The organism is Rhizobium sp. BK176, assembly GCF_024808055.1.
The window spans coordinates 46,666-71,203 of the sequence record NZ_JANUBV010000002.1 but is presented as its reverse complement, the minus strand read 5'-3'; the positions used below and the strand labels follow the sequence as shown (position 1 = coordinate 71,203).

23 protein-coding genes are annotated in these 24,538 nt (G+C 61.2%); 7 read left to right on the top strand and 16 right to left on the bottom strand.

Translation table 11 applies throughout. The features are described 5' to 3' along the window. Positions 1 to 9: 9 nt before the first annotated feature. The 3 genes from FHT76_RS09605 to FHT76_RS09595 form a co-directional block, all read right to left on the bottom strand. On the bottom strand, positions 10 to 708 hold the full coding sequence (locus FHT76_RS09605) for a phosphatidylserine decarboxylase (RefSeq protein WP_016553405.1): 699 nt from the start codon (positions 706 to 708) through the stop codon (positions 10 to 12). Between the two features lie 128 nt (positions 709 to 836). Beyond that, the gene (locus FHT76_RS09600; RefSeq protein ID WP_183859433.1) at positions 837 to 2,714 is read right to left on the bottom strand and encodes an ABC transporter ATP-binding protein/permease; all 1,878 of its coding nucleotides are present in this window, start codon (positions 2,712 to 2,714) and stop codon (positions 837 to 839) included. Between the two features lie 203 nt (positions 2,715 to 2,917). Further along, positions 2,918 to 4,915 carry a LysM peptidoglycan-binding domain-containing protein gene (locus tag FHT76_RS09595; RefSeq protein ID WP_183859431.1) on the bottom strand — a complete coding sequence of 666 codons (1,998 nt, stop codon included), beginning with the start codon at positions 4,913 to 4,915 and terminating at the stop codon, positions 2,918 to 2,920. A 155-nt stretch (positions 4,916 to 5,070) separates the two neighbouring features. On the opposite strand from FHT76_RS09595, the gene FHT76_RS09590 reads away from it, so the two are divergent. Continuing rightward, positions 5,071 to 5,697, top strand: coding sequence for a TIGR00730 family Rossman fold protein (locus FHT76_RS09590; RefSeq protein ID WP_183751610.1), 627 nt, complete (start codon positions 5,071 to 5,073; stop codon positions 5,695 to 5,697). Positions 5,698 to 5,781: 84 nt separating this feature from the next. Here FHT76_RS09590 and rarD read toward each other — a convergent pair whose 3' ends face one another. After that, positions 5,782 to 6,696, bottom strand: coding sequence for an EamA family transporter RarD (gene rarD, locus FHT76_RS09585; RefSeq protein WP_259185573.1), 915 nt, complete (start codon positions 6,694 to 6,696; stop codon positions 5,782 to 5,784). A gap of 105 nt (positions 6,697 to 6,801) precedes the next feature. On the opposite strand from rarD, the gene FHT76_RS09580 reads away from it, so the two are divergent. Continuing rightward, positions 6,802 to 7,668: a protein-L-isoaspartate O-methyltransferase gene (locus tag FHT76_RS09580; RefSeq protein ID WP_183859429.1), complete on the top strand. Its 867-nt coding sequence runs from the start codon at positions 6,802 to 6,804 to the stop codon at positions 7,666 to 7,668. Positions 7,669 to 7,671: 3 nt separating this feature from the next. Here the strand turns inward: FHT76_RS09580 and cimA are convergent, their stop codons facing one another. Genes cimA through cysS form a run of 6 tightly spaced genes read right to left on the bottom strand, consistent with a single transcriptional unit; the run spans position 7,672 to position 13,096 of the window. Continuing rightward, positions 7,672 to 9,288 (bottom strand): citramalate synthase, encoded by a 1,617-nt coding sequence (cimA, locus tag FHT76_RS09575; RefSeq protein WP_259185572.1) that lies wholly within the window; start codon positions 9,286 to 9,288, stop codon positions 7,672 to 7,674. Between the two features lie 29 nt (positions 9,289 to 9,317). After that, positions 9,318 to 10,277, bottom strand: a complete 960-nt coding sequence (gene pip / locus FHT76_RS09570) for a prolyl aminopeptidase (RefSeq protein ID WP_183751602.1) — start codon at positions 10,275 to 10,277, stop codon at positions 9,318 to 9,320. Further along, complete coding sequence (locus FHT76_RS09565) at positions 10,274 to 10,750, bottom strand: GFA family protein (protein ID WP_183751600.1); 477 nt, start codon at positions 10,748 to 10,750, stop codon at positions 10,274 to 10,276. The genes pip and FHT76_RS09565 overlap by 4 nt, the downstream gene beginning before the upstream one ends. Beyond that, on the bottom strand, positions 10,747 to 11,235 hold the full coding sequence (locus FHT76_RS09560) for a GFA family protein (protein ID WP_183859425.1): 489 nt from the start codon (positions 11,233 to 11,235) through the stop codon (positions 10,747 to 10,749). The genes FHT76_RS09565 and FHT76_RS09560 overlap by 4 nt, the downstream gene beginning before the upstream one ends. Further along, the gene (locus FHT76_RS09555; RefSeq protein WP_183859423.1) at positions 11,232 to 11,708 is read right to left on the bottom strand and encodes a GFA family protein; all 477 of its coding nucleotides are present in this window, start codon (positions 11,706 to 11,708) and stop codon (positions 11,232 to 11,234) included. The genes FHT76_RS09560 and FHT76_RS09555 overlap by 4 nt, the downstream gene beginning before the upstream one ends. Further along, positions 11,705 to 13,096 (bottom strand): cysteine--tRNA ligase, encoded by a 1,392-nt coding sequence (gene cysS, locus FHT76_RS09550; RefSeq protein ID WP_183859421.1) that lies wholly within the window; start codon positions 13,094 to 13,096, stop codon positions 11,705 to 11,707. The genes FHT76_RS09555 and cysS overlap by 4 nt, the downstream gene beginning before the upstream one ends. Before the next feature lie 353 nt (positions 13,097 to 13,449). Here cysS and FHT76_RS09545 point away from each other — a divergent pair, with 353 nt between their 5' ends. Continuing rightward, on the top strand, positions 13,450 to 14,196 hold the full coding sequence (locus FHT76_RS09545; protein ID WP_405049285.1) for a GH25 family lysozyme: 747 nt from the start codon (positions 13,450 to 13,452) through the stop codon (positions 14,194 to 14,196). Between the two features lie 7 nt (positions 14,197 to 14,203). Here the strand turns inward: FHT76_RS09545 and FHT76_RS09540 are convergent, their stop codons facing one another. The 4 genes from FHT76_RS09540 to radA form a co-directional block, all read right to left on the bottom strand. Then, the gene (locus FHT76_RS09540) at positions 14,204 to 14,944 is read right to left on the bottom strand and encodes an SDR family NAD(P)-dependent oxidoreductase (protein ID WP_183859419.1); all 741 of its coding nucleotides are present in this window, start codon (positions 14,942 to 14,944) and stop codon (positions 14,204 to 14,206) included. 79 nt (positions 14,945 to 15,023) lie between these two features. Beyond that, positions 15,024 to 16,514, bottom strand: a complete 1,491-nt coding sequence (gene purF, locus FHT76_RS09535; RefSeq protein WP_183859417.1) for an amidophosphoribosyltransferase — start codon at positions 16,512 to 16,514, stop codon at positions 15,024 to 15,026. 171 nt (positions 16,515 to 16,685) lie between these two features. Next, on the bottom strand, positions 16,686 to 17,309 hold the full coding sequence (locus FHT76_RS09530; RefSeq protein ID WP_183859415.1) for a CvpA family protein: 624 nt from the start codon (positions 17,307 to 17,309) through the stop codon (positions 16,686 to 16,688). Between the two features lie 93 nt (positions 17,310 to 17,402). Continuing rightward, the gene (radA, locus tag FHT76_RS09525) at positions 17,403 to 18,806 is read right to left on the bottom strand and encodes a DNA repair protein RadA (protein WP_183859414.1); all 1,404 of its coding nucleotides are present in this window, start codon (positions 18,804 to 18,806) and stop codon (positions 17,403 to 17,405) included. Positions 18,807 to 18,958: 152 nt separating this feature from the next. Here radA and FHT76_RS09520 point away from each other — a divergent pair, with 152 nt between their 5' ends. Beyond that, the gene (locus FHT76_RS09520) at positions 18,959 to 19,594 is read left to right on the top strand and encodes a LysE family translocator (protein WP_183751584.1); all 636 of its coding nucleotides are present in this window, start codon (positions 18,959 to 18,961) and stop codon (positions 19,592 to 19,594) included. A 5-nt stretch (positions 19,595 to 19,599) separates the two neighbouring features. Here the strand turns inward: FHT76_RS09520 and alr are convergent, their stop codons facing one another. Beyond that, positions 19,600 to 20,766: an alanine racemase gene (alr, locus tag FHT76_RS09515; RefSeq protein WP_183859412.1), complete on the bottom strand. Its 1,167-nt coding sequence runs from the start codon at positions 20,764 to 20,766 to the stop codon at positions 19,600 to 19,602. A gap of 179 nt (positions 20,767 to 20,945) precedes the next feature. Between alr and FHT76_RS09510 the strand changes: the two genes are divergently transcribed. The 3 genes from FHT76_RS09510 to FHT76_RS09500 all read left to right on the top strand — a co-directional run bounded on the left by FHT76_RS09510 (position 20,946) and on the right by FHT76_RS09500 (position 22,842). Continuing rightward, a complete protein-coding gene (locus tag FHT76_RS09510) occupies positions 20,946 to 21,767 on the top strand; it encodes an AraC family transcriptional regulator (RefSeq protein WP_183860713.1) in 822 nt (273 codons plus the stop codon). Positions 21,768 to 21,838: 71 nt separating this feature from the next. Next, complete coding sequence (locus FHT76_RS09505) at positions 21,839 to 22,543, top strand: AzlC family ABC transporter permease (RefSeq protein WP_183751580.1); 705 nt, start codon at positions 21,839 to 21,841, stop codon at positions 22,541 to 22,543. Then, a complete protein-coding gene (locus FHT76_RS09500) occupies positions 22,540 to 22,842 on the top strand; it encodes an AzlD family protein (protein WP_183751578.1) in 303 nt (100 codons plus the stop codon). The genes FHT76_RS09505 and FHT76_RS09500 overlap by 4 nt, the downstream gene beginning before the upstream one ends. A 32-nt stretch (positions 22,843 to 22,874) precedes the next feature. Here the strand turns inward: FHT76_RS09500 and FHT76_RS09495 are convergent, their stop codons facing one another. Then, positions 22,875 to 24,368: a replicative DNA helicase gene (locus tag FHT76_RS09495; RefSeq protein WP_183751576.1), complete on the bottom strand. Its 1,494-nt coding sequence runs from the start codon at positions 24,366 to 24,368 to the stop codon at positions 22,875 to 22,877. Positions 24,369 to 24,538 lie beyond the last annotated feature (170 nt).

Here is a 24,538-nt window from a genome sequence, read left to right as displayed (position 1 = left end):
CCAGTGCTGTTAGCTTCGACGGCTGACGACCGGACCCTTGGCTGAGCCGAATTCGGCCAGCACGGTTTCTCCGGCGATTGCCGTCTGGCCGAGCGTCACCCGGGGCGCCGCGCCTGCCGGCAGGAATACGTCAAGACGCGAACCGAAGCGAATAAGGCCAAAGCGTTCGCCGGCATCCAGCGGGTCGTTCGGGTTTGCCCAGCAAAGGATGCGTCGGGCAACAAGGCCGGCAATCTGCACGACACCGATCTGGCCATGCTTGGTCTCGATGACAAGGCCGTTGCGTTCGTTGTCTTCGCTCGCCTTGTCGAGCTCAGCGTTCACGAAGCTGCCCGACCGGTAGTTCACGCTGACGATCCGGCCACGCACCGGCGAGCGGTTCACGTGGCAGTTGAAGACGTTCATGAACACCGAGATGCGCAGCATCGGCTCGCTGCCGAGATTCAGCTCGACCGGCGGTACGACCATCTGGACGGATGAAACCTTGCCATCAGCCGGGGAGATGACGAGATCGTCGTCCTGAGGCGTCATTCTCTCGGGGTCACGGAAGAAATAGGCACACCAGAGTGTCAGGATCAGACCGATCCAGAACAGTGGCTTGAAGATCCATCCCAAAACCAGCGATGCGACGAAGAACGCGGCGATGAAGGGATAACCTTCCTTGTGCACCGGGACGATGGTGTTGCGTACCGTATTGAACAAGCTCATCTATACCGCGCTCCTAGCGTTCTTTTCTCACCGCTGGTTACAAGGAAACCGCGGCGTCGGCAATGCCGCACCTCCTCGACCCACATCTATGACGTGCTTCTGAACAGTAAAGCAGTCGAATTGCCAGGCTAGTTCGCGGGCGCAAGCCTGTTCACGATACCCAAATCGTCATTTTCGCGGACCTGCTTCAGGTGCTCTTCGGCCTGCGTGGCCTCACGCTGTCGGTTCCACATCGAGGCGTATAGGCCATTCTTTTGAAGGAGTTCTGCGTGGGTGCCGCGTTCAGCAATCTCGCCGCTCTTCAGAACGATGATCTCGTCGGCGCCGATGACTGTCGACAGGCGGTGGGCGATGACCAGCGTCGTGCGGTTCTTCGATACCACATCGAGCGCGGTCTGGATGTCTCGCTCGGTCGTGGTGTCTAGGGCAGAAGTGGCCTCGTCGAGGATGAGAATCGGTGGCGCCTTCAGGACCGTTCGCGCGATTGCGACGCGCTGCTTTTCGCCGCCGGACAGCTTCAGGCCGCGCTCGCCGACCCTGGTGTCAAAGCCTTCCGGCAACAGATCGATGAAGTGAGCGATCTGCGCGATTTCGGCGGCAGTCTTTACCTCTGCGTCGCTGGCGGATGGGCGACCGTAGCGGATGTTGTAGGCAACCGTATCGTTGAAAAGGACGGTATCCTGCGGAACCATGCCGATCGCCGATCGCAAGCTCTTCTGCGTCACCGCCCTGACATCCTGGCCGTCAACGGAGACCGAACCGCTCTGGATATCGTAGAAACGATAGAGCAGACGCGACAATGTCGATTTTCCCGCCCCAGACGGGCCGACAACTGCGACGGTCTTGCCGGCCGGCACCTCGAAGGAAATGCCTTTGAGGATCGGTCGGGCGGGGTCGTAGGAAAAATGCACGTCCTTGAAGGAGATGGCGCCTTGCTTGATATCCAGGGGGGCGGCATCGGGTGCGTCTTTCACCTCGGCCTTGACTTCAAGGAGATCGAACATCTGCTCGATGTCGGTCAGCCCCTGGCGAATTTCGCGATAGACGAAGCCAATGAAGTTCAGCGGGACGGAGAGCTGCAGCAACATTGCGTTAACGAAGACGAAATCGCCGACTGTCTGTTCGCCGCGTTGGACCGCGAGGGCTGACAGGATCAACATGACAGTCGTTCCCAGACCGAAGATTACGCCCTGGCCGAAGTTCAGCCAGCCGAGCGAAGTCCAGACGTCAGTCGCCGCTTTCTCATAGCGCTCCATCGACCTGTCGAAGCGCCGGGCCTCCATCTCCTCGTTGCCGAAGTACTTGACCGTCTCGAAGTTGAGGAGAGAGTCGATCGCCTTGGTGTTGGCGTCGGTGTCGCTGTCGTTCATCGTGCGGCGGATGGCGATGCGCCAGTCGCTGGCCCGGATCGTGAACCAGATGTAGGCCCAGACTGTGAACGCGGTGACGGCGAGGTAGGAAAACCCATAGCCCCACCAGAAGATGATGGCGGTCAGCAGGAATTCGATCAGCGTCGGAACGGAGTTGAGGATCGTGAAGCGGACGATGGTCTCGATCCCTTTCGTGCCCCGCTCGATGACCCGCGACAATCCACCGGTCTTTCGTTCCAGGTGAAAGCGCAGTGACAGTTCGTGCATATGCACGAACGTCTTGTAGGCCAACTGCCGGACGGCGTGTTGTCCGACGCTGGCAAAGAGTGCATCGCGTAACTGGTTCAGACCGAGTTGGAGGAGGCGCGTGACGTTGTAGGCGATCACTAACGCCGTCGCCCCGACGAAAAGGTCCGGCACTTTCCCGGCGAGGTCCATCCTGCCGTTCAGCGCATCCGTAGACCACTTGAAGAAATAGGGAACGAGCAGCAGGACGAACTTGGAGACAAGCAGATAGACCGACGCCCAGACGACGCGCATCTTGAGATCGGTACGACCGGTCGGCCACATGTAGGGCCAGAGATTGAACAGCGTCCGCAGCAGGTTGGAATCAGAGACTGTTTTGCCGTTTGCCATGCGAATCTCCCGCCGAAAGGCGCTGATGGCGCTGCGTTGCCGACAAATTTGGGAGCGGCGGAAATGCCGAAAGGCTTCGCCGGACATGATCGTCGTCACCGCCATATAGGGGTTGGCGGGAGCAATACAACAGATCGACGCCAGAGGAAAAGAGCGGCCGGACGTGATCTCCGTCCGGCCGCTCTTTTTATTGTATCAGCGTACTAGAGATGTTCGCCGGACATCCGCTTCCGGTGAAGCTCTTCTGCGTTAGGCAGGGCATCCTTCGGAAGCCCGAAGATCTGGCCCGGCAGGATACGGTCCGGGTTGGTGATCTTGTCCTCGTTGGCGACGTAGATGGTCGTATAGCGAACGCCGGCGCCGTAGATACGTCGAGAAATCTGCCAGAGCGTATCGCCGCGGCGGATAATGACTGTCTCGTTACTCGGAGCAAGCGGCGCCTGCTCGATCGTCGTCGGCTCGCCCTGACCGCTTGTGACTTCGTTCGTCGCGGGCGCACTTGGCACCAGCGCAGGGCTCGTCAATTGCGCGATATCAGTACCGAGCTGGGCCAACGCAGCGCCAACCGATTTCGCATCCTTCGGCAAGGCCTGTACCGTCTTCAGTGCCCCTGCAGCGGTTTGTGCTGCGGTGGACGCTTGTTGCTTGAACTCAGCAGTCGCATCGGCTGCGGGGCGGAATTCTGTGATGGCGCGCAGGGCGAACTCGTTGGCGGAGCGGGCGGCGGCAAGCTGCTCCGCGCCTGGTATCTTGCCGTCGGCGAACAGTCCGCTCAGCAGAGAGAAGGCCTTGGCGGCGTCGCTTTTCAGCTTTCCAAGTGCGCTTTCATCGAGTGGCACCGTCGCGGGTAAGGCTGCGGGTGTTGAGCCGGCGCCCTGCGCCGCAACCGTCACCTGATTTCCTTCCGGACGGTTGAAATTGACGGAGGCGCGAACAGCGACCTTGCCGGCGTCATCGAGAACGTCCACGCGAATCTTGTGATCGCCGACGGAAAGCGGCATGACGCCATCGACGACGAAATGACCATCTGGACCGGCCTTTGCCTTGCCGATCATCTTGTCGTCCGCGTAGGCAATCACATTTGCCAACGGCTTTGCCATGCCAGCGACAAAGATCTTATCGCCTTCGATCTCGACGGCGTTGACCATGACATCAGCGGCCGCAGCAGGGCCGGGTTGTGCACCGGCAGCTGCTGGCGCATTCGCAACATCTGTCGAACTCGGTGTCTGGGCCGGAGCTGCAGGCTGATCCGACGGCGCAACATTGCCATTGGAGGCAACCTGGGCGTCTGGCTTGGGTGCCGTGATGATGCGGCTCGCAGTTCCTGGTTTGGAGACCATCGCCAGCAGTTCGGAGCTCTTGCCGTCCTTCGGAACGGAAACGGTGGCAACCTCTTCAGATGTCGACGCTTTGCCGTCCTTGCCGGTGGCTCGGAGGACGAGTTGATGATCGCCGGCGGCAAGCGGATTGTCCAGCACCGCAGCAAAATCGCCGGTCGGGCCGACGTTGGTGGTGGTGACGACCGTGTCGCCGTCGACGATTTCAAGCTTGCTGTTCGGCTCGGCCGAGCCGGCTATGACGGTAGAACCGTCCGGCTCGACGCGTAGCACGTCGAACGTCGGAAGGTTGCTCGCATTTTCGGTTGGGGTAGCCGCCGGCGACGGCTGGCTCGCCGCCGTGCCAGTTTCCGTGGAGCCGGTCAGCGTCGCCTCAGCTTTTGCAACCGCCATTGCCGCATCGGCAGTGTTTTCCGGCAAGGCCTTGATGATGGTCAGAGCCTTGGCGGCGCCATCCTTGGCCTTGGTGGCGGCAGCCGCCGTGACCGGATTCGTGCCATCCGGGATCGCGAGATCTGCAAGAGTCTGGAGAGACGTGGTCGCCTTCGATTTAGCTGCTTCGAAAACTTCCTGGGTCGGGCCCTTGCCGTCAGCAAAGAGCGCCTTAAGTTCCGAAATCGACTGGCCCGCTTCCGAAGCAAGGCGCCCGACTGTCTGTGTCGTGGCGGCGTCGTCTGGAGCTGCGGGGCGGGATGTCTTTGCCGATTCGGTGACCGTCTTCTTCACCTCGGAGCCGGCCTGGTTGATTGCGTCACCAACTTTTGCGGCGTCTCCGCCGATGCGGGGCATGACGAAAAATACCATCAAAAGAATTGCGACTACAAGCACTGCAAGAGCCAGCAAGCCGGCACGGTTTCTCATCATCACGTCTCCCCAGGCGGCAATCTTGCCGGACTTCCTAAAATTGCTAGCGATTCCCGCTGCTTTGCACAAGCAGTCAAAGTAGCCGGGCAAATGTAAGAGACAGGTTTTCCGTCATTTTTCTTGACTGGAGCCAGAGAGAATAGTTGTTTGCCCGTATGACAGATCAATCTCATTCCATTCGCTCCATTTGTGTCTATTGCGGCTCGCGACCGGGCAGCGATCCTCGCCACATGGCCGCTGGCCGTACGCTGGGTAAGGAAATCGCCGAGTATGGCCTACGCCTCATCTATGGCGGAGGCACCAAAGGCATCATGGGGGCTGTGGCGAGCGGCGTGCTTTCGAACGGGGGCCAGGTAACCGGGATCATTCCGGAGTTCCTGATCGACATGGAGGCTACGCGCCATTCCCTCGGCCAGCTCAATGAGTTGATTGTAACCCCTGACATGCATACGCGCAAACATGCGATGTTCGAGCGTTCGGACGCATTCGTGGCGCTGCCCGGCGGCATAGGCACGCTGGAGGAGATCGTCGAGATCATGACATGGGCACAGCTCGGCCGTCATGAGAAGCCGATGGTATTCGCCAACATCGGCGGCTTCTGGGATCCGATGATGGAGCTGTTGCGGCATATGACGGACGAAGGCTTCGTTCACACCGCCCATCGCGTCCAGCCGCTTGTCATCGACGACATTTCGGAAATCATCCCCGGCATCATGGCGCAAGCTGCCGAGATCGCCTCTGTCGATCGCGACGGCGAAGATGCGGTGATCTCAAAGATGTAGGGCGCCACCGGGGCGAGGGACCAGCGTCCCGTCGATTCTGACGTTAGAACGGTATTTTGGTTCGCTCGCCCGTTCGGTCGCCCCTTAGCGCTCCCTGCTGCCGCGCAGCATCGCCCAGCTATAGAGAACGAGGCCGGCCCAGATCAGCGGGAAGGCGATCATGCGCGCCGTGCCGAGCGGCTCGTGGAAAATGAAGATCGCGATGAGGAAGATCATCGTCGGCGCGATGTACTGCATGATCCCAATCGTCGATAGACGCAGCAGCTTGGCGCCGTTCGCGTAGATCATGAGCGGCACGGCGGTGACGACACCGCAGCCGAGCAACAGCACCGTATCCGCCAGACCCGTGCGGTAGAGGTGCCCTTCGCCCGTACCAAGCTCGAGATAGAGTATGTAGAAGAATGCCGGAATGCTGAGGATCAGCACTTCAAGAAAGAAGCCCTGGTTCGGACCAAGCGGCAAGGTCTTGCGGAACAGCGCGTATAGACCCCAGGAGATCGTCAGCGTCAGCGACACCCACGGTAGGCCGCCGCTATCGAGTGCCAGTACAACCACCGCAAGACCGGCGAGCACGATGGCCGCGATCTGTAGTGGTTGCAGCCGCTCCTTCAGCACGACGGCGCCGAGGAAGATGCTGAACAGCGGATTGATGAAGTAGCCGAATGCGGCGTCGAGCGAATGGCCGGTGCCGATCGCCCAGACATAGGTTCCCCAGTTCACCGTGATCAGCGATGCGGTCAGAGCCGCCATCGCCAGCATCCGCGGCGACCGCAAGGCCGTGCGGATGTCCTGCGTACGGCCGAGCACGATGAGCACGAGGCCTGCCAGCGGCAGCGACCAGAGAATGCGATGCGCGATGACCTCGGCCGGAGAAATATGGGCCACGGCCTTCATGTAGATCGGCAGGAAACCCCAGAGGAGATAGGCCGTTAGTGCAAAGGCGAAGCCGCGTGGACTGTCTTCATTCTTGGCGACCGGAGCGCTTGCATTGGCGGACATCGAGTGTTTCCATATTTGTTCTTTACGGATCCGCTTAACCTAACGGACGTGAATAGGCCAATTCATTTCGGTGAATGGATGCCGGCCTTCACGCTGGTGAGGACCATGGACGACGAGGCTCTTGCGAACAGCCGCAGGGCATTTGCCACCCAGGTGCTTTCGAAGGAAGGCGTGCTCAGTGACGAGGCGTTGCTGCGAGCCTTTGCGACAGTGCCGCGCGAGCGGTTTCTTGGACCGCCGCCGTGGAAAATGGCGGGGTGGGGCGGTTATGTCGACATTGCCTCGGACGATCCCGCAGCTGTATATCAGGATGCACTGTTTGCGCTTCAGCATCGGCGGCACATCAACAACGGTAGCCCGAGCCTTCACGCCCGGGGGATACACAAGCTGGCGCTCTGCGAGGGGGACACCGTTTGCCACGTAGGCGCCGGCAGCGGTTACTATACCGCGATCCTGTCTCTGCTCGTTGGCAGTAGCGGCCATGTGACCGCCGTGGAGTTTGATGCCGAGCTGGCGACGCGGGCAGAAGAAAATCTCCGCGCCTATCCGAACGTTCGTGTCGTCCACGGCGACGGGCTCGAATGGCCGCGCGAGCCCACAGACGCCGTCTACGTGAATTTCGCCATCCACTTTCTCGTTGACGCCTGGGTGGAGCGGTTGCGTGTCGGTGGCCGGCTCATCCTGCCGCTCGGTGTTCCCGATGTCGACGCGAGAGGGCCGACGGGGCTTGCTTCCTATGCCGGATTCTTCCTGTTCCGGCGCGAGGAACATGGTTACGCAGCCGAGTATCTCTGCCCAGTTGCGTTTGTCTGGGGAGAAGCCGTGAAGCGCGCGCTCGATAGCTACAGGCGACTGGAAGCCGCCTTCTACAAGGGTGGCATGGATCAGGTTCGCGCGCTTCGCTGGAAAGGCCCGCGACAGGGCAAGGAATGGTATTCAGAAGTCGATTGGGGCCTTGTCTTCGGTGCGTGAAACCTACTCGGCGGCAATCTTGCCGGCCAGCTGGCGGTTCTTCATCAGCTTGTAGATCACCGAATCCATCAGCGCCTGGAACGACGCGTCGATGATGTTTTCGGAGACGCCGACCGTCCACCAGCGAACGCCGTCGCTGTCCGTGGATTCGATCAGAACGCGGGTTATGGCTTCGGTACCGCCGTTGAGGATACGCACCTTGAAGTCCGCCAGCACAAGATCGTCGATTTCGTGTTGGTACTTGCCGAAATCCTTGCGCAGCGCAAGGTCAAGCGCGTTGACCGGACCGTCGCCTTCGGCAACCGACATGATCGTTTGCCCGTCAATGACGATCTTCACGACCGCTTCCGAGACGATCTTCACACGGCCGTGGGAATCGAAGCGGCGCTCGACCATGACGCGGAAGCCATCGACCGAGAAAAATTCCGGGATGGTTCCGAGTGTGCGGCGGGCCAGAAGCTCGAAGCTCGCATCGGCGCCTTCGTAGGCATAGCCGGACGCCTCGCGATCCTTGACCAGCGCAATAAGATGGTCGAGCTTCGGGTCGTCCTTGCCGACCTCGATGCCACGCCGCTTCAAGGCGTTGATGAAGTTCGCCTTGCCGCCCTGGTCGGAGACCATGACCTTGCGGAAATTACCGACGCTGTCAGGCGCCACGTGCTCGTAAGTGCGGGGATCTTTCAGCAGAGCGGAAGCATGAATGCCGGCCTTGGTCGCGAAAGCGGAGGCGCCCACATACGGCATCTGGTGATCGGGCGAGCGGTTCAGAAGCTCGTCGAACGCATGCGACAACCGCGTCAGGTTGGTCAGCCGGTCGTTGTCGATCGTAGTCTCGAAGCGTTGCGCGTAGGTTTCCTTGAGCGCCAGCGTCGGGATCAGAGTCACGAGATTGGCATTGCCGCAGCGCTCACCGATCCCGTTCAACGTGCCCTGGATCTGGCGCACACCGGCCTCAACAGCCGCGAGCGAATTGGCCACCGCCTGGCCGGTATCGTTATGGGCATGAATCCCGAGACAGTTTCCCGGAACGCCAGCGGCGACTAGCGCTTCGATGATCGCACGGATCTCCGGCGGCTGAGTGCCGCCATTGGTATCGCAGAGCACGACCCAGCGCGCACCCGCTTCATAAGCCGTCCTTGCACAGTCGATAGCATACGCGGGATTTGCCTTGTAGCCGTCGAAGAAATGCTCGCAATCGACCATGGCTTCCTTGCCGGCGGCGACGCAGGCCTTGACGCTTTCGGCAATGCTTTCGAGGTTTTCCTCGTTGGTACAGCCGAGCGCGACCTTTACGTGGTAATCCCAGCTTTTGGCGACAAAACAGATTGCCTCGCTCTTGGCCTGCAGCAGGCTGGCCAGGCCGGGATCGTTCGAAGCCGAGATGCCCGCGCGCTTCGTCATCCCGAAGGCAACGAAGCGAGCCTGTGTCGTGCGCTTCTCACTGAAAAAAGCGGTATCGGTCGGATTGGCGCCGGGATAGCCACCTTCGACATAATCAAGGCCGAACTCATCCAGCATGCTCGCAATCGCAATCTTGTCCTCGACGGAGAAGTCGATGCCGGGCGTCTGCTGCCCGTCGCGGAGCGTCGTGTCGAAGAGGTAGATCTTTTCGCGAGTCATGATGGTGGTCCTGTCAGCCTTGCGGCCTGTTATTGCTTTCCGGCGAACTTGTCCGTGGCGCGGATGAGCCTGTCGAGGATGCCGGGCTCAGAATAGGCATGGCCGGCGCCCTCGATCAGATGAAACTCGGCCGTTGGCCAGGCCTTGTGCAGCAGCCAGGCATATTTGGCCGGGCAGGGCATGTCGTAGCGGCCATGCACTATGACGCCGGGAATGTCCTTCAGCTTGTAGGCATCGCGCAGCAGCTGGCCTTCGTCCATCCAGCCGGCATTGACGAAGAAATGGTTCTCTATCCGGGAAAAGGCATAGGCGAAGTCGGCGTCCTCGAACTTGCCGCTGGTGGACTTCTCCGGCAGCAGAGTGATCGTCTCGCCTTCCCAAATGCTCCATGCTTGCGCAGCTTCAAGGGCAACTGCCCGGTCAGCGCCGGTCAGCCGGCGATTGTAGGCCAGCATCATCTCATGGCGCTCCTCCGGCGGGATCGGCGCGATGAAGCGCTCCCACTTGTCGGGGAACATCTCGGACACGCCGAACTGATAGTACCAGTCGAGCTCGGCCTTGGTGAGCGTGTAGATGCCGCGCACAACCAGCTCTGACACGCGCTCCGGGTGCGTCTCGGCATATGCAAGCGCCAGCGTCGAACCCCAGGAGCCACCGAACACCTGCCACTTTTCAACACCCGCCATCTCGCGCAGCCGCTCGATGTCGGCGACGAGATGCCAGGTGGTGTTGGCGTTGAGATCGGCGTATGGCATGGACTTGCCGCAGCCGCGCTGGTCGAACAGCAGCACATCGTAGAGAGCGGGATCGAACAGACGGCGGTGGCTCGGCGAGAAACCGCCGCCCGGTCCGCCGTGCAGGAACACCGCCGGCTTTGCACCCGGTGTGCCCGAACGCTCCCAATAGATCTTGTGGCCGTCACCGACATCGAGGTGACCCGAGGCGTAGGGTTCGATTTCAGGATAGAGGGTACGGAGCACTTCAGTCATATTTTGACGCCTTTGGCTGGCCAGATTGCAGTATCGTGATCGGGGTGCTGGAAGGAGATGATCTTCTCCTGCTGCGAGTAATAATCCGGATCTTGGTGGACAGGTTGGTCGAAGATCGTCTCGACCCATGGAATGCGTGCGTCGTAGTTGACCTGGATCTGCGGCGCCAGGTCGGTTCGATCGTCGAACGTACCGATTGCCAGCTCGAGGCCCCCCGGGTGGCGGTAGGTCATCGGCGTGCCGCAGTCCTTGCAGAAGCCACGCTCGATGTTGATGGAAGACTGGAAATAGCTTGGCTCACCTCGCGTCCACTCCATGCCTTCCTCAGGCGTTGTCACTAGCGCGGAAAAGAAGCCGCCGAACTGCTTCTGGCACATGCGGCAATGGCAGATCGAAGGGCGGCCAAGCTTGCCGCTGATACGGAATCTGACTGCGCCACACTGGCAGCCGCCGGTTCGAATAGGTTCGCTCATGCTGAGGCTCCGGTTGGCCAATGGGCTGTGTCGTGGTCGGGGTGCTGGTGATTGCTGGCGGCAATCGCGTTCTCGCGATCGGGCGTTTCCGGTTCCGGTTCGACGGGCAGAGCGTCGAGCTCGTGAAACCAACTCATCCTGCGTCCTGTGTTCGATTGCATCACCGGCTTGACGCTATCAGGATCGTCCAGTGAACCGAGCACGAGGTTGATGAAGTCCGCGTCCGGAACATCATAGAAAAGCGGTGTCCCACAGTCGGCACAAAAGCCGCGGCGAACGATATCGGACGAATGAAACCACTTTGGCTCGCCGCGCGTCAGGGCAAAATCCCGTCGTTTGACGGCGGCCAGCGGCATGAAGTAGTTCCCGGCCGCTTTCTGGCACATGCGGCAGTGGCAAAGGTGCGGATAGTCGAGCTCGCCAACGGCCCGGTAGCGAACCGCGCCGCATTGGCAACCTCCGCTCAGAGCCGCAACCGTTGTCACGAGTCTCTCTCCTCAGGCCAGGTGGTCGTGTCGTGGTCCGGATGCTGGTAGGAGACGATGTCGTGCAGGAAGGGCGCAGTCTCGGCGTCCTCGTCGGTCTCGCGAGCAGGCAAGTCGCGCAGGCGATCGACGAAATCGATCTTGCGCTCGGTGCCGAACTGGATGACAGGCGGAAGCGCGGAAGGGTCGTCGAAGGCACCCGCCGCCACCGCCACTCCATCCGGCGCTTCGTAGGTCAAAGGCGTGCCGCAATCCGCGCAGAAACCGCGCTGGACGAGGTTGGAGGAGCGAAAAAGCTTGCGCTCGCCACGCGTCCACTCGAATTCGGCACCGCGAACGGAAACCAGCGGCGCGTAATAGGCTCCGAAAGCCTTCTGGCACATGCGGCAATGACAGATGGACGAATCCTTGAGCGTCCCGCGAACGCGGAAGCGGATCGCGCCGCACTGGCATCCACCGGTGTAGGTGGTCATCTCTTCACCTCCCACTTGGTCACGCGTTCGCCGCTCGCCGCATCCTTGCCGTCCTTGAGCTGGATGCCCTCTGCAAGCAGCGTGTCGCGGATCTTGTCGGCCTCTGCGAAGTTCTTCGCCTTCAGCAGTTCCAGCCGCGCTTTGACGCGGCGGTCGATCTCGATGGCAACCGCTTCGTCGATCTCCGCCATTTCGGGCAGGACGCCGAGCAGGGCGGCACTGGCTGCGAATGTGGCGTGATTGCCTGATTGGGCAAGCGCGTGCAATGCCTGGATTGCCGCCACCGTGTTGAGGTCGTCGGCCAGGGCATTGACCACGGCGGCGTCCGGCTGCGCGCCTGCCGCATCCGCCGCCGGCCATTTGGCGAGCAGGCGTTCGGCTTCCTCGAGCCGCTTGACCGAGAAATCGATCGGCTCGCGATAATGGGTCATGAGCATCGCAAGACGCAGCACATCGCCCGGCCATTGGCGGCCGCCGAACTTCTGGGTGTGCAGCAGCTCGTAGATGGTGACGAAATTGCCTTCGGACTTCGACATCTTGCGGCCTTCGACCTGCAGGAAGCCGTTGTGCATCCAGACATTCGCCATGACCTTGGTGCCATGCGCGCAACGCGACTGGGCGATCTCGTTCTCGTGGTGCGGAAAGATCAGGTCCAAACCGCCGCCATGAATGTCGAAGACTTCGCCGAGATAGCGTTCGCTCATGGCCGAGCACTCGATGTGCCAGCCTGGACGGCCGCGGCCCCAGGGGCTTTCCCAGCCGGGCTCGTTGTCGCTTGAGAGCTTCCACAACACGAAATCGCCGGGGTTCTTCTTGTGCGCGTCGACGGCGATGCGGGCGCCGGCCTGCTGTTCGTCGAGATTGCGCTTCGACAGCTGGCCGTAATCGACCATCGATTTCGTGTCGAACAGCACTTCGCCCGATGCCTGGTAGGCATGGCCGTTGGCGATCAGCCTTTCGATGATCTCGATCATCTTGGCAATATTGTCGGTCGCGCGCGGCTGGACCGAGGGCTCAAGGCAGCCGAGCGCCTTGGCGTCGTCGAGGAACTGCTTCTCGGTCTTCTGCGTCACCGCGCGGATCGCATCATTGAGCGGCAGCGCGGGATAGTCGCGCAAAGCACGTGCGTTGATCTTGTCGTCGACGTCGGTGATGTTGCGCGCATAGGTGACGTGCTCGCCGCCGTATACATGGTTCAACAACCGGAAGAGCACGTCGAAGACGATGACCGGGCGTGCGTTGCCGATGTGGGCGAAGTCGTAGACAGTCGGACCGCAGACATACATGCGGACGTTCTGCGGATCGATCGGCGCAAAGGCCGTCTTTTCGCGCGTCAGCGTGTTGTAAAGCTTCAGTTCCGGCTTCTTAGTGTCTGGCGCGCCGGCCATGTCTACTCTCCCAAATGCAATGATCCGAAAAAAACTCTACCACCGGCGGGCCGGGGCGTTTCTCATCTTGGACTTTTCAGGAGACGAAAACGGCCAGGCCAGCGAGCGCGCTAGCGAATAATCTTCCGGCAGATAATGCAGATAACCGTTTTCATGGCGGGTTTTATGGCGCGCCAACGGGGTTTGGTCAAGGGGGTGAGGAGCGGTCCGGCGCCAGTCCGAGCAATCGATCCAGTGAATCGATTGCAGCGCCGAACGCCCGAAGCGGAAGTGAAGGGCCGGGCCGGTGCCAATCGCACGAGCCCCACAAAATTCTGCTACAACGCGCTAGGAAACTGAGGAAGCTCCCTGACGTGAAAAACCTCAATCGAATGGTCCTCGCAGCGATGATTCTAGCTGTCGCGGTCGCATCCTATCTGGCATACGATCGCGCCATGGCACCATTCGCTTCCCCGACGCTCGCGGACTATCCCATACAGGGTATCGACATCAGCCATCATCAAGGCGCCATCGACTGGCAAGCCCTGGCGCGTCAGCAGACCGTCCGTTTCGCGATCATGAAGGCGACGGAGGGCGGCGACCACCGCGACAAGCGCTTTGCGGAAAACTGGAAGGCCGCGAAAGACGCAGGCATCGTGCGCGGTGCCTATCACTTCTTCACCTTCTGCCGCCCCGGCCGCGATCAGGCGCGCAATCTGATCGAAACGGTGCCGGTCGAAGCGGATGCGCTGCCGATCGCGATTGATCTCGAATTCACCGGCAATTGCGGCAAGGTGCCGACATCAGACGAACTGAGCCTGGAAATCAGAGCCTTCTTCGACGAACTGAATGGGGCCTATCCAGGCAAGCCGATCTTCTATTTGAACCAGCAATTCTTCGAGCAGTACATCAAGGGAAACGAGACGCGCTTCCCCGATCACTATCTCTGGCTGCGCAGTATCGCGCAGGAGCCCCACCAGAACGATTGCGGTGACTGGTCAATCTGGCAGTTCGCCGACAACGGCAGGCTCGAGGGCATTCAAGGCCCCGTTGACCTCAACGCGTTGTGCCCATCGGAAACAGGTTTCGCGCACCTGTTCCCGGTTTTGACGGCCAACTGACGCAGGCTTATTCCGGCAGGCGGTAGTCGACCAGCTTGTTCTCGCGCACGATGAAGAGCTTGCCGGTCTCGGTCACATCGGGGCCGACCAGCGGCAGGATCGCCTTGGCGACTTCGGAGGGATGCGGCAGCGTTTCGGGATCTTCACCAGGAACGGCCTGGGCCCGCATGGCAGTGCGGGTCGCGCCCGGATCGACGCTGGTGATACGGAGCGGCGTGCGCTGCGTTTCGCCGGCCCAGGTGCGGGCAAGCGCCTCGACGGCAGCCTTGGACGCGGAGTAGGGACCCCAGAACGGACGACACTTGTGCGCAGCGCCGGACGAGAGAATGACGGCGCGGCCGGCATCCGAGCGCGACAGCAGCGGATCGACTGAGCGGATCAGCCGCCACGTCGCGGTCACGTTGATATTCATCACCTTCTCGAAGGTCTTTGCTTCGACATGACCGATCGGCGAGATCACGCCGAGCACACCGGCATTGGCGACGAGAATGTCGAGCTTGCCCCAGCGCTCGAAGATCGAGGCGCCCAGAGCATCGATCGCGTTCATGTCGGCAAGGTCGAAAGGAACGAGGGTTGCCGAGCCGCCGACCGCCTTGATGGCGTCGTCGAGATCCTCAAGGCCGCCTACGGTGCGGGCGCAGGCAATCACATGTGCCCCGGCCTTTGCCAGTTCCAGCGCCGTGAAATAGCCGATGCCGCGGGAGGCGCCGGTGACGAGCGCGATCTTGCCTTCAAGGTTCAGTGTCATGGTCCCCTGGTTCCCCCGTAGCTGAAAAAGCAAGGGGCGCAATAAGCGCCCCTTGGTCAAATGTCAAAGCCAATGGCAATCAGCCGTTGGTCGCCAGCAAGGAAACCTTGCGGCCCATCGTCTCGCCGTCCTTGTCGAGGAGGCGGGTCGGGTAGTCGCCGGTGAAGTAGTGGTCGGTGAACTGCGGACGGGCATCGTTGCGATCCTCGCCGCCGACGGCGCGATAAAGGCCGTTGATCGACAGGAACTCCAGGGAGTCCGCGCCGATGTATTTGCACATGGCTTCGAGGCTGTCGTACTGGTTGGCCAGCAGCTTCTCGCGATCCGGCGTGTCGATACCGTAGAAGTCAGGATAGTAGATCATCGGGCTTGCGACGCGCAGGTGCACTTCCTTGGCGCCGGCATCGCGGATCATCTGCACGATCTTCAATGAGGTTGTGCCGCGCACGACCGAATCATCGACGAGCACGACGCGCTTGCCTTCGATCATTGCCCGGTTGGCGGAGTGCTTGAGCTTGACGCCGAATGCACGGATCTGCTGCGTCGGCTCGATGAAGGTGCGGCCGACATAGTGGTTGCGGATGATGCCGTATTCGAACGGAATGCCGCTTTCCTGCGCATAGCCGAGGGCGGCCGGCGTGCCGCCATCCGGAACAGGAACGACGACGTCGGCGTCGACGGGGGCTTCCTTGGCAAGGTTGATACCCATGTTCTTGCGAGCCACGTAAACGCTGCGGCCGCCGACGACCGAGTCCGGGCGGGCGAAATAGACATATTCGAACAGGCAGAGGCGCTCCGGCTGGCCGTTGCCGGCCTTGCGCGCGTCGATCGTGATCGAACCGTCAGGCTGGATCTCGCAGATGATGACTTCACCGTTCTCGACGTCGCGGATAAACTTCGCGCCGATGATGTCGAGTGCACAGGTTTCCGAAGCGAAGATCGGCTTGCCGTCGAGTTCACCCATGACAAGCGGACGGATGCCGGTGGGGTCGCGTGCGGCGATCAGCTTCGTGCGCGTCATGGCGAGCATCGAATAGCCGCCTTCCATCTGGCGGATCGCGTCGATGAAGCGGTCGGCCGTGGAGGTGTAGCGCGAGCGGGCGATGAGGTGGAGAACGACTTCCGTATCGGAGGTCGACTGACAGATGGCGCCGCCTGCGATCAACTGGCGACGCAGCGTCAGGCCGTTGGTGAAGTTGCCGTTGTGGGCAATAGCGATACCGCCGACTTCAAGTTCCGCAAAGAGCGGCTGCACGTTGCGGAGCGCGACTTCGCCTGTTGTGGAATAGCGATTGTGGCCGATCGAGATATTGCCGGGGAGGCGGGCGAGGGTGGTCGGATTGGTATAGTGATCGCCGACCAGGCCCATATGCCGCTCGGAGTGGAAGCGCAGTCCGTCGAAAGAGACGATACCGGCTGCTTCCTGCCCGCGATGCTGAAGGGCATGCAGGCCGAGCGCCGTCAGGGTCGACGCATCGTCATGGCCAAGGATACCGAAGACGCCGCATTCTTCGTGGAGCGTGTCTCCATCGAATTCGTCATTGAGCGTCAAGGAATGAGACTGGTTCATCGATGCGGGCCTTTGCTCTCACAAGAATGGATCGGCTTTCCATAGCATGACGCCGTGATCATGCGCTTTAAACGGCTGAGGCCCGGCAGAGCGGATGCCCGGCCGGACCTTTATTCACGTTCCGCTCAAATGGCAATTGCCAGGTGGCGGGTCAAGCTGTTGAACACTGCGTCAATTAGACGGCTGCTGTGCACCATTCGCAGGGGCGGGCGTTGCGTCTTCGGCTGGCGCCTGGTCCGATGCGGGCGCGTCGCCGCTCTCAGTATTGCCGCCCTGCGGCTGAATTTTGTCCATAACGTTCGCCCGTACCATCTGCGCGAATTCCGCTGGCAGCACGGACTGCAACTTGACGACCATCGAGTCCAGGAACGGCTTCGACTTGGCGTTGTTAACCCAGGCCGGGCCGTGATCCGCCACGAGCCAGTTCCAGAAGGCGACGGCGACGACGAGAAGAAGTATGCCCCTAGCCGCGCCGAAGAGAAAGCCCAAAGTGCGGTCCAGAGCGCCGATCCGGCTGTCGATGATGAAGTCCGCGATCTTCATGGTGATGAAGGAGATCACGATCAGTGCGATCAGGAACACCACCGCGGCTGAACCGACGATCGCAATGCGGTCGTCATCGGTGTACTTCTTCGCGTAGGGAACCAGATACGGATAGAAATAGTAGGCGGCGGCTGCCGAGCCGCCCCAGCTTGCGATCGAAAGAACTTCGCGGGAGAAGCCGCGGACCATTGCAAGTACGGCGGAGAAAAGAACGACGCCGATGACAATACCGTCGAAAATCGTAATGGGCATATAAATTCAACTCCAGGACCGCCGTTTATCTACGGCTTGGTCGCGCCTCATTGCGTGCTTCCTATAACATCACCGATGCTGGCGATGAAAGGATCAAACCTCTTCTTCCACACGTCGCAGTGCGCCTTTTGACCCGGCAATACGTGCAACCAGGTCCGGAAGGCTCTCGATCTCGTTCCAGCGACCGCCGGAACCCTTTGGCAGGTCGGCTGACGCCGAGGGAAGCAGCGCGGCAGAAAAGCCCAGCTTCTCGGCTTCTTTGAGGCGCTGGGACGTCTGTGAAACCGGCCGGACGGCGCCCGACAGGCTGACTTCGCCGAAATAGACACAATTGGCCGGTAGGGCAATACCAGCCAACGACGAAACCAGGGCCGAGGCGACGGCGAGATCGGCGGCCGGCTCGGAGATACGATAACCGCCTGCGATGTTCAGATAGACGTCGTGCTGCCCGAGCCGAACGCCGCAATGGGCCTCAAGTACTGCGAGGATCATCGACAGACGCGCCGAATCCCAGCCGACGACGGCACGGCGGGGCGTGCCGAGCGATGTCGGCGCGACGAGCGCCTGCACTTCCACCAGGATCGGGCGTGTGCCTTCCATTCCGGCAAAGACGGCAGCTCCCGGCGATTTCTCGTTGCGCTCGCCAAGGAATAGCTCGGATGGATTGGCGACCTCGCGCAGCCCCTTGTCCGACATCTCGAAGACACCGATCTCGTCGGTCGGCCCGAAACGGTTCTTGACCGTACGCAGGATGCGGTAGTGATGGCCGCGATCGCCTTCGAAGTAGAGCACGGCATCGACCATATGCTCGACGACACGCGGACCTGCGATCTGCCCGTCCTTGGTGACGTGGCCGACGAGAACCATGGCAGCCCCTGTCTGCTTGGCGAAACGGATCATCGACTGGACACCGGTGCGGACCTGCGTCACGGTTCCGGGCGCGGATTCAGCCAGTTCGCTCCAGAGCGTCTGGATGGAATCGATGATGACGAGATCCGGCCGCTTGCCTTCGGCCACCGTCGCCAGAATGTCCTCGACGTTGGTTTCCGCGGCGAGCAGCACGTCTGTATCGGCAGCCTGCAGGCGCTGCGCCCGCAACCGCACCTGAGCAACCGCCTCTTCACCCGAGACGTAGATGATCCGATGGCCGCGGCGAGAAAGTGCCGCCGCCCCTTGCATCAGCAGCGTCGATTTGCCGATGCCGGGATCGCCGCCGATCAGCACCGCCGAGCCGCGCACGAAGCCGCCGCCAAGCGCCCGGTCCAGTTCGGAAATGCCGGTGTGGATGCGCGGCGCTTCCTCGATTTCGCCTGACAGCGTCGTCAAGGTGACCGGCCGCCCCTTTTTTGGCGTCTTGGTCGGCCCGCCGCCAATGCCGCCCATCGGGTCTTCTTCGACGATGGTGTTCCACTCGCCGCAATTGTCGCACTTGCCGGCCCAGCGGTTATGGACCGCGCCGCAGCTCTGGCAGATGAAGTGTGTCCTGGCCTTCGCCATCGGGTCATGCTTTCGGTTGGATGGTCGCCAGCGCGCCGCATCGAATCACTTTGATTGCTCAAATAATCATTCGCGGCACTGATCAAAACTAATGATTTCCCTATAAGGGGCGACGGTGGCACTTGTTCTCCACTGTATTGGAGATCCCGACGATGCTGGACTACTCGCTCGCGCACTGGATCGCGTTCTTGACCGCGGCGGTTCTACTGAACCTGTCGCCCGGTCCGGACATGGCTTTCATTCTCGGCCACACCGTCAAAAGCGGGACGAGGACCGGCTTTGCCGCCCTGTTCGGTATCTGGACCGGCGCCAGCCTGCATGTAGCAATGGCAGCATTTGGTCTCTCGGCGATCCTCGCCGCTTCGGCGGTAGCCTTCTCTGCCGTGAAGTGGGTCGGCGCGATCTACCTCGTCTGGCTCGGCATTCAGGCTCTGCGCTCGAAGGGCGATGGCGGCCTGGTCAATGCTGCAAAGGACGTCCTGCCCTGGAGCCGCGTCTACAGGCAGGGCATCCTCGTTTCGCTGCTGAACCCGAAGGTCGCGATCTTCTTCCTAGCCTTCCTGCCGCAATTCGTGGTCGAGGGCGCCGGGCCGACCTGGCTGCAGCTGGCGGTCCACGGCGTCCTGATCATTGTCGTCGCAGCCTTCATCGAGCCGCCGCTCATCCTCGCCGGAGGGCGCCTTGCCGATCTCGTCAAGCGCAAGAGAAGCATCGGCCTGTGGCTCGATCGCGGCCTTGGTGCGCTGCTGGTGGCGCTCGGCGTGCGGCTGGCCCTGACCACCCGCTGAGAGCCTCACTCGTCTTCGAAGAGATACCGGCGCTCGTGGCGAAGGCCAATGCTGGTCAGGATCTCGTAGCCTATCGTCCCCGCCGACCGAGCGACGTCGTCGACAAGCACGTTTTTTCCGAACAGTTCGACGTAATCGCCTGCGCGCACTGCATTTTCCGGAAGATCGCTGACGTCGAAAATCGTCAGGTCCATGGTGATGCGGCCGGCAACGGGCACCTTCTGTCCGGCCACGAAGCCGTGACCTCCCTGCGGCACCGTTTGACGCAGCGGCACACCCCCGCTCGATTGGCTACGCAGGTAGCCATCGGCATAACCGGCCGACACGACGGCGAGCTTGCTGTTGCGGGTCAGTTGCAAGGCGCGGCCGTAGCCGACGGACTCGCCTGCCTTGGCCGAGCGCACCTGAATGACACGTGCCTCGGCGGTCACCACCGGACGCATCGGGTTTGCCATGCCATTGACGGCTTCGCCGCCGTAGAGCGCGATGCCGGGGCGGGTGAGATCGAAGTGATAGTCGCTGCCAAGAAAGATGCCGCCCGATGCCGCAAGGCTTGAATCGATGCCTTCATAGGCGGCGCTAACCTGCCGGAATGATTCAAGCTGTTGCCTGTTCATGTCAGAGGAATGGTCGTCGCTGCAGGCGAGATGGCTCATGACAAGCACCGGCGCAAAACTTGCCGGGCGTGAGACGTCATCGGCGAGCGCCATGGCCTCGTGCATGGAAAGGCCCAGCCTGTTGAAGCCCGTATCGACATTGAGCGCACAGGGGTAATCGCCGTAATCGGCAAGAACCGCCATCCAGAAGGCGAGCTGCTCTTCCGATGAAATCACCGGCACGAGGTCGTTTTCGAACAGGCGCCGCTCGGTGCCGGGCCAGACACCCGAGAGGACGAAAATGCGGGCGTCAGGCGCATAAGGCCGAAGCGTCACGCCTTCATCGACCGTAGCGACGAAGAAATCGCGTGCGCCGGCCATGAAGAGCGCTTCACCGGCGTCTTCGATCCCGGTACCGTAGGCATCTGCCTTCACGACGGCGGCAGCACGGGCCTTGCCGGAGCGTCGCGCCATGTCCTTCCAGTTTTCGGTGAGTGCCTTCAGATCGACGGTCAGGCGCAAACCGGCCGAATCGAATGGGTCTTGATCTTCGAAACTATCAACAAAATCAGTCATCGTGCTTCACAAAAGAGGGGAGAGTGCTTGTCGCACGGCAGTCTAAGGATCAATAAGGCAAAGTGAAAGCAGGCCAAGGAGATATCGGCGCGGCGATCACTTTTGTTCAAGACGCAGGGTAGCGCCGGCGATAGATTGGTTCGATGGAAAATGTATCGCAGAAAGAGGCGGCCGACGCGATGCCGCTTGCAGGCGCCGAGCGGACTCGCTTCTGGCGTGATCGGCGATTTCGCAATATGGAGTGTCTGAGCGCAAGTTTCCTGACGCATGAATATGCGCCTCACGCCCACGACACCTTCAGTATCGGCGCGATCGAGAGCGGCACGCAGATCGCGACGATGAAGGGCGTTCGGGAGGAGACAGGCGCCGGCGATCTCTATCTCATCGATCCCGGCGTCGTGCATGACGGCGTGCCGGGCGGTGAGGGATATCGTTACCGGATGATCTATCCCGACACAAAGCTGTTCGTCGATATCCTCGAAGACGTCACCGGCAAGGCCTTCAACGCCACACCCTCCTTCCCGAAGGAACTCCTCAACGATCCCGAGATGGCCGCCGCCTTCCATGCCGCCCATCGTGTGCTGGAGAGCGGCGCCGGAGCGCTGGAATCAGAGGAAGGGATGTTCCGCGTGCTGGCTGCGATCTTCCAGCGCTATGGCAGCACGATCGTGACACCGGTTGACACCAAGGAGCGCTCCGCAGTCGGTCGCGCCCGTGACTACCTGACCGACAATTTCGACAGCGACATCGGCCTTGACGAACTGGCCGAGGTCGCAGGCTTGAGCCGCGCGCACCTCATCCGGGCCTTCCGCCGGGAATATCACATCACGCCGCATGCCTTTCTGACTGACAAGCGGGTGCGTGAAGCGCGCAAACTGTTGCGTGACGGCAAGGCGCCGGCCGATGTTGCAATCCAGTGCGGCTTTGCTGATCAGGCGCACTTCACCCGTCACTTCAAGGCGCGAACCGGCGTTACGCCGGGACAGTATCGCGCCCGCTGATCACTTTCGTTCAATACGGTCGCGGCTGGGCGGCTTAACACCTCCGAATTCTAGCAGTTGTGGAGGTTCCAATGCTCACTCAAAGGCGACCCATCGGCGATTTCCTTGCCGGCTCGCGGGCAATCCTGCCGCTCGTCGTCGCCGTCATTCCGATCGGTCTCGTCTTCGGTGCGGTTTCGGCAACGAAAGGCCTGTCGGCCCTGGAGGCGACCTTGATGAGCGCGCTCGTCTTCGCTGGCGGCTCACAGTTCATCGCCATGGATATCTGGACGCATCCGGCAAGCTGGGCCGGGGTCGGCTTTGCCGCGCTGCTCGTCAACATTCGCCACGTCCTGATGAGTGCGTCCCTTGGCACGAAGATGCAAGGTTTCTCCGGCCTGCGGAAATATGCCGCCATGCTGTTTCTGGCCGACGAGATATGGGCGATCGCGGAATTCCGTGCGGGCGTGGCGCGCCTGACGCCTTCGTGGTTCGCCGGCATCGCTATGCCTTTCTATTTTGCCTGGGTCGGGTCCACGTTGATCGGCGCCTCTCTTGGCGCGTTCCTCGGCGATCCAGCCGCCATCGGGCTCGACTTCGCTTTTCCCGCCGTCTTTGTTGTGCTGGCAATGGGGTTTTGGAAAGGCCGCGAAACCGGTTCGGTGCTGGCTGCCAGTGCTCTGGCCGCCGTCCTGGTGCACCAGTTCATCCCCGGTGTCTGGTACATTGCTGCCGGAGCCCTTGCCGGGCTTGCGGCAGCGCTTTTGACTGGCAAGACAAAGGCAGTGACCGCATGACTCTGGATATCTACACCCTTGCTGCGATCCTCACCATGGCGGCCGCAACAATACTGACCCGTATGAGCGGTCTGCTCCTCATTCGCCATGTCGAAATGACCGAGCAAACCCGAACGGCCATCGAGGCGATACCGCCTGCGGTACTGATGGCGGTGATCGCGCCAACCGCCTTTGCGACAGGTTGGGCCGAAACGGCAGCCTGCTTTGTCACGGCGCTCGCAGCGCGTCGCCTGCCGATGCTCGCAAGCGTTGCCGTCGGGGTGGCAACCGTTGCGATCTTGCGAGCAGCCGGCCTGTAGTCCGCGATGGAGCCCTGACGGGAAAGACCTCGTCAGTGCTCTTCGTACTGGATGAAGGATGGGTCGGCGAGATCCGCAAAGCGCGTGAATTCCGACTGGAAAGCGAGCTTCACCGTGCCGGTCGGTCCGTGGCGCTGCTTGGCGATAATGACGTCGGCCGTGCCCTTCACCTTGTCGAAGAGGGCTTCCCATTCTGCATACTTCGGATCGTTGGGATCACGAGGCTCGAGGTTCTTGACGTAATATTCTTCACGGAACACGAAGAGCACGACGTCGGCGTCCTGCTCGATCGAGCCCGATTCACGAAGGTCGGAGAGCTGCGGACGCTTGTCGTCGCGGCTTTCCACCTGACGCGAGAGCTGGGAGAGCGCAATGATCGGAACGTTCAGTTCTTTGCCGAGCGCCTTCAGGCCGGTGGTGATCTGGGTGATTTCCTGGACGCGGTTGTCACCCTTGCCGGCGCCGGTCATCAGCTGGATGTAGTCCACGACCAGGCAATCGAGACCGCGCTGGCGCTTCAAGCGGCGGGCGCGGGCAGAAAGCTGGGCGATCGAGATACCACCGGTCTGGTCGATGTAGAGCGGTACCTTCTGCATCATCATCGAGCAGGCGACGAGCTTTTCGAAGTCGGCGTCGTTGATGTCACCGCGGCGGATCTTCGAGGAGGAGACCTCTGTCTGCTCCGAGATAATACGGGTGGCGAGCTGTTCCGACGACATTTCGAGCGAGTAGAAGCCGACGACGCCGCCCTGCTTCGCCTTCATGCTGCCGTCCGCCTGAACTTCGCCTTCATAAGCGGCGGCAATGTTGTAGGCGATGTTCGTGGCAAGCGAGGTCTTGCCCATGCCCGGACGTCCGGCAAGCACGATCAAGTCGGAGCGCTGCAGGCCGCCCATCTTGCCGTCAAGCGAGTGGATGCCGGTCGAGATGCCCGAAAGGCCGCCGTCACGTTCCTTGGCGACGGCCGCCATGTCGATCGCCAGCGCCACGGCGTCGTTGAACGACTGGAAACCGCCATCATAGCGGCCGTTTTCGGCGAGTTCGAACAGGCGACGCTCGGTGTCTTCGATCTGCGTCTGCGGTGGCATGTCGAGCGGCGCGTCGTAAGCGATATTGACGACGTCTTCGCCGATCGTGATCAGCGCACGGCGCAGCGCCAGATCATAGATAGCGCGCCCGTAGTCCTCGGCGTTGATGATCGTCACGGCTTCGCGGGCAAGGCGGGCGAGATACTCGGAGACCGTCATGTCGCCGACCTTTTCCTCGGCCTTGAGGAAGGTCTTGATGGTCACCGGATTGGCGATCTTGCCCATGCGGATGATGTCGCCCGCGACCTCGAAGATCTTGCGGTGCAGCGGCTCGTAGAGGTGGATCGGCTTCAGGAAGTCCGACACCCGGTAATAGGCATCGTTGTTCATCAGGATCGCGCCGAGGAGCGCCTGTTCGGCTTCGATATTGTTGGGCGCTTCCCGGTAGTGCTGCTCCGCTGGAGCAACGGCGGCAATCTTTCGAGCGACGTCGTTCATCTTGATCCGTTCTGTCTTCTTCAGCTTCGGGTTTGGCGTGCGCAACCGAGAAAATCAAGCGCGGATGCAAGAAGGTTTTCCCTGCCGCCATCGATACGGGGATAGTTTGCCCGTTGTTCGACTTCTCCACAGTCACACTTGCAGTCGGTGCAAAAATACCGAAAGTGTCA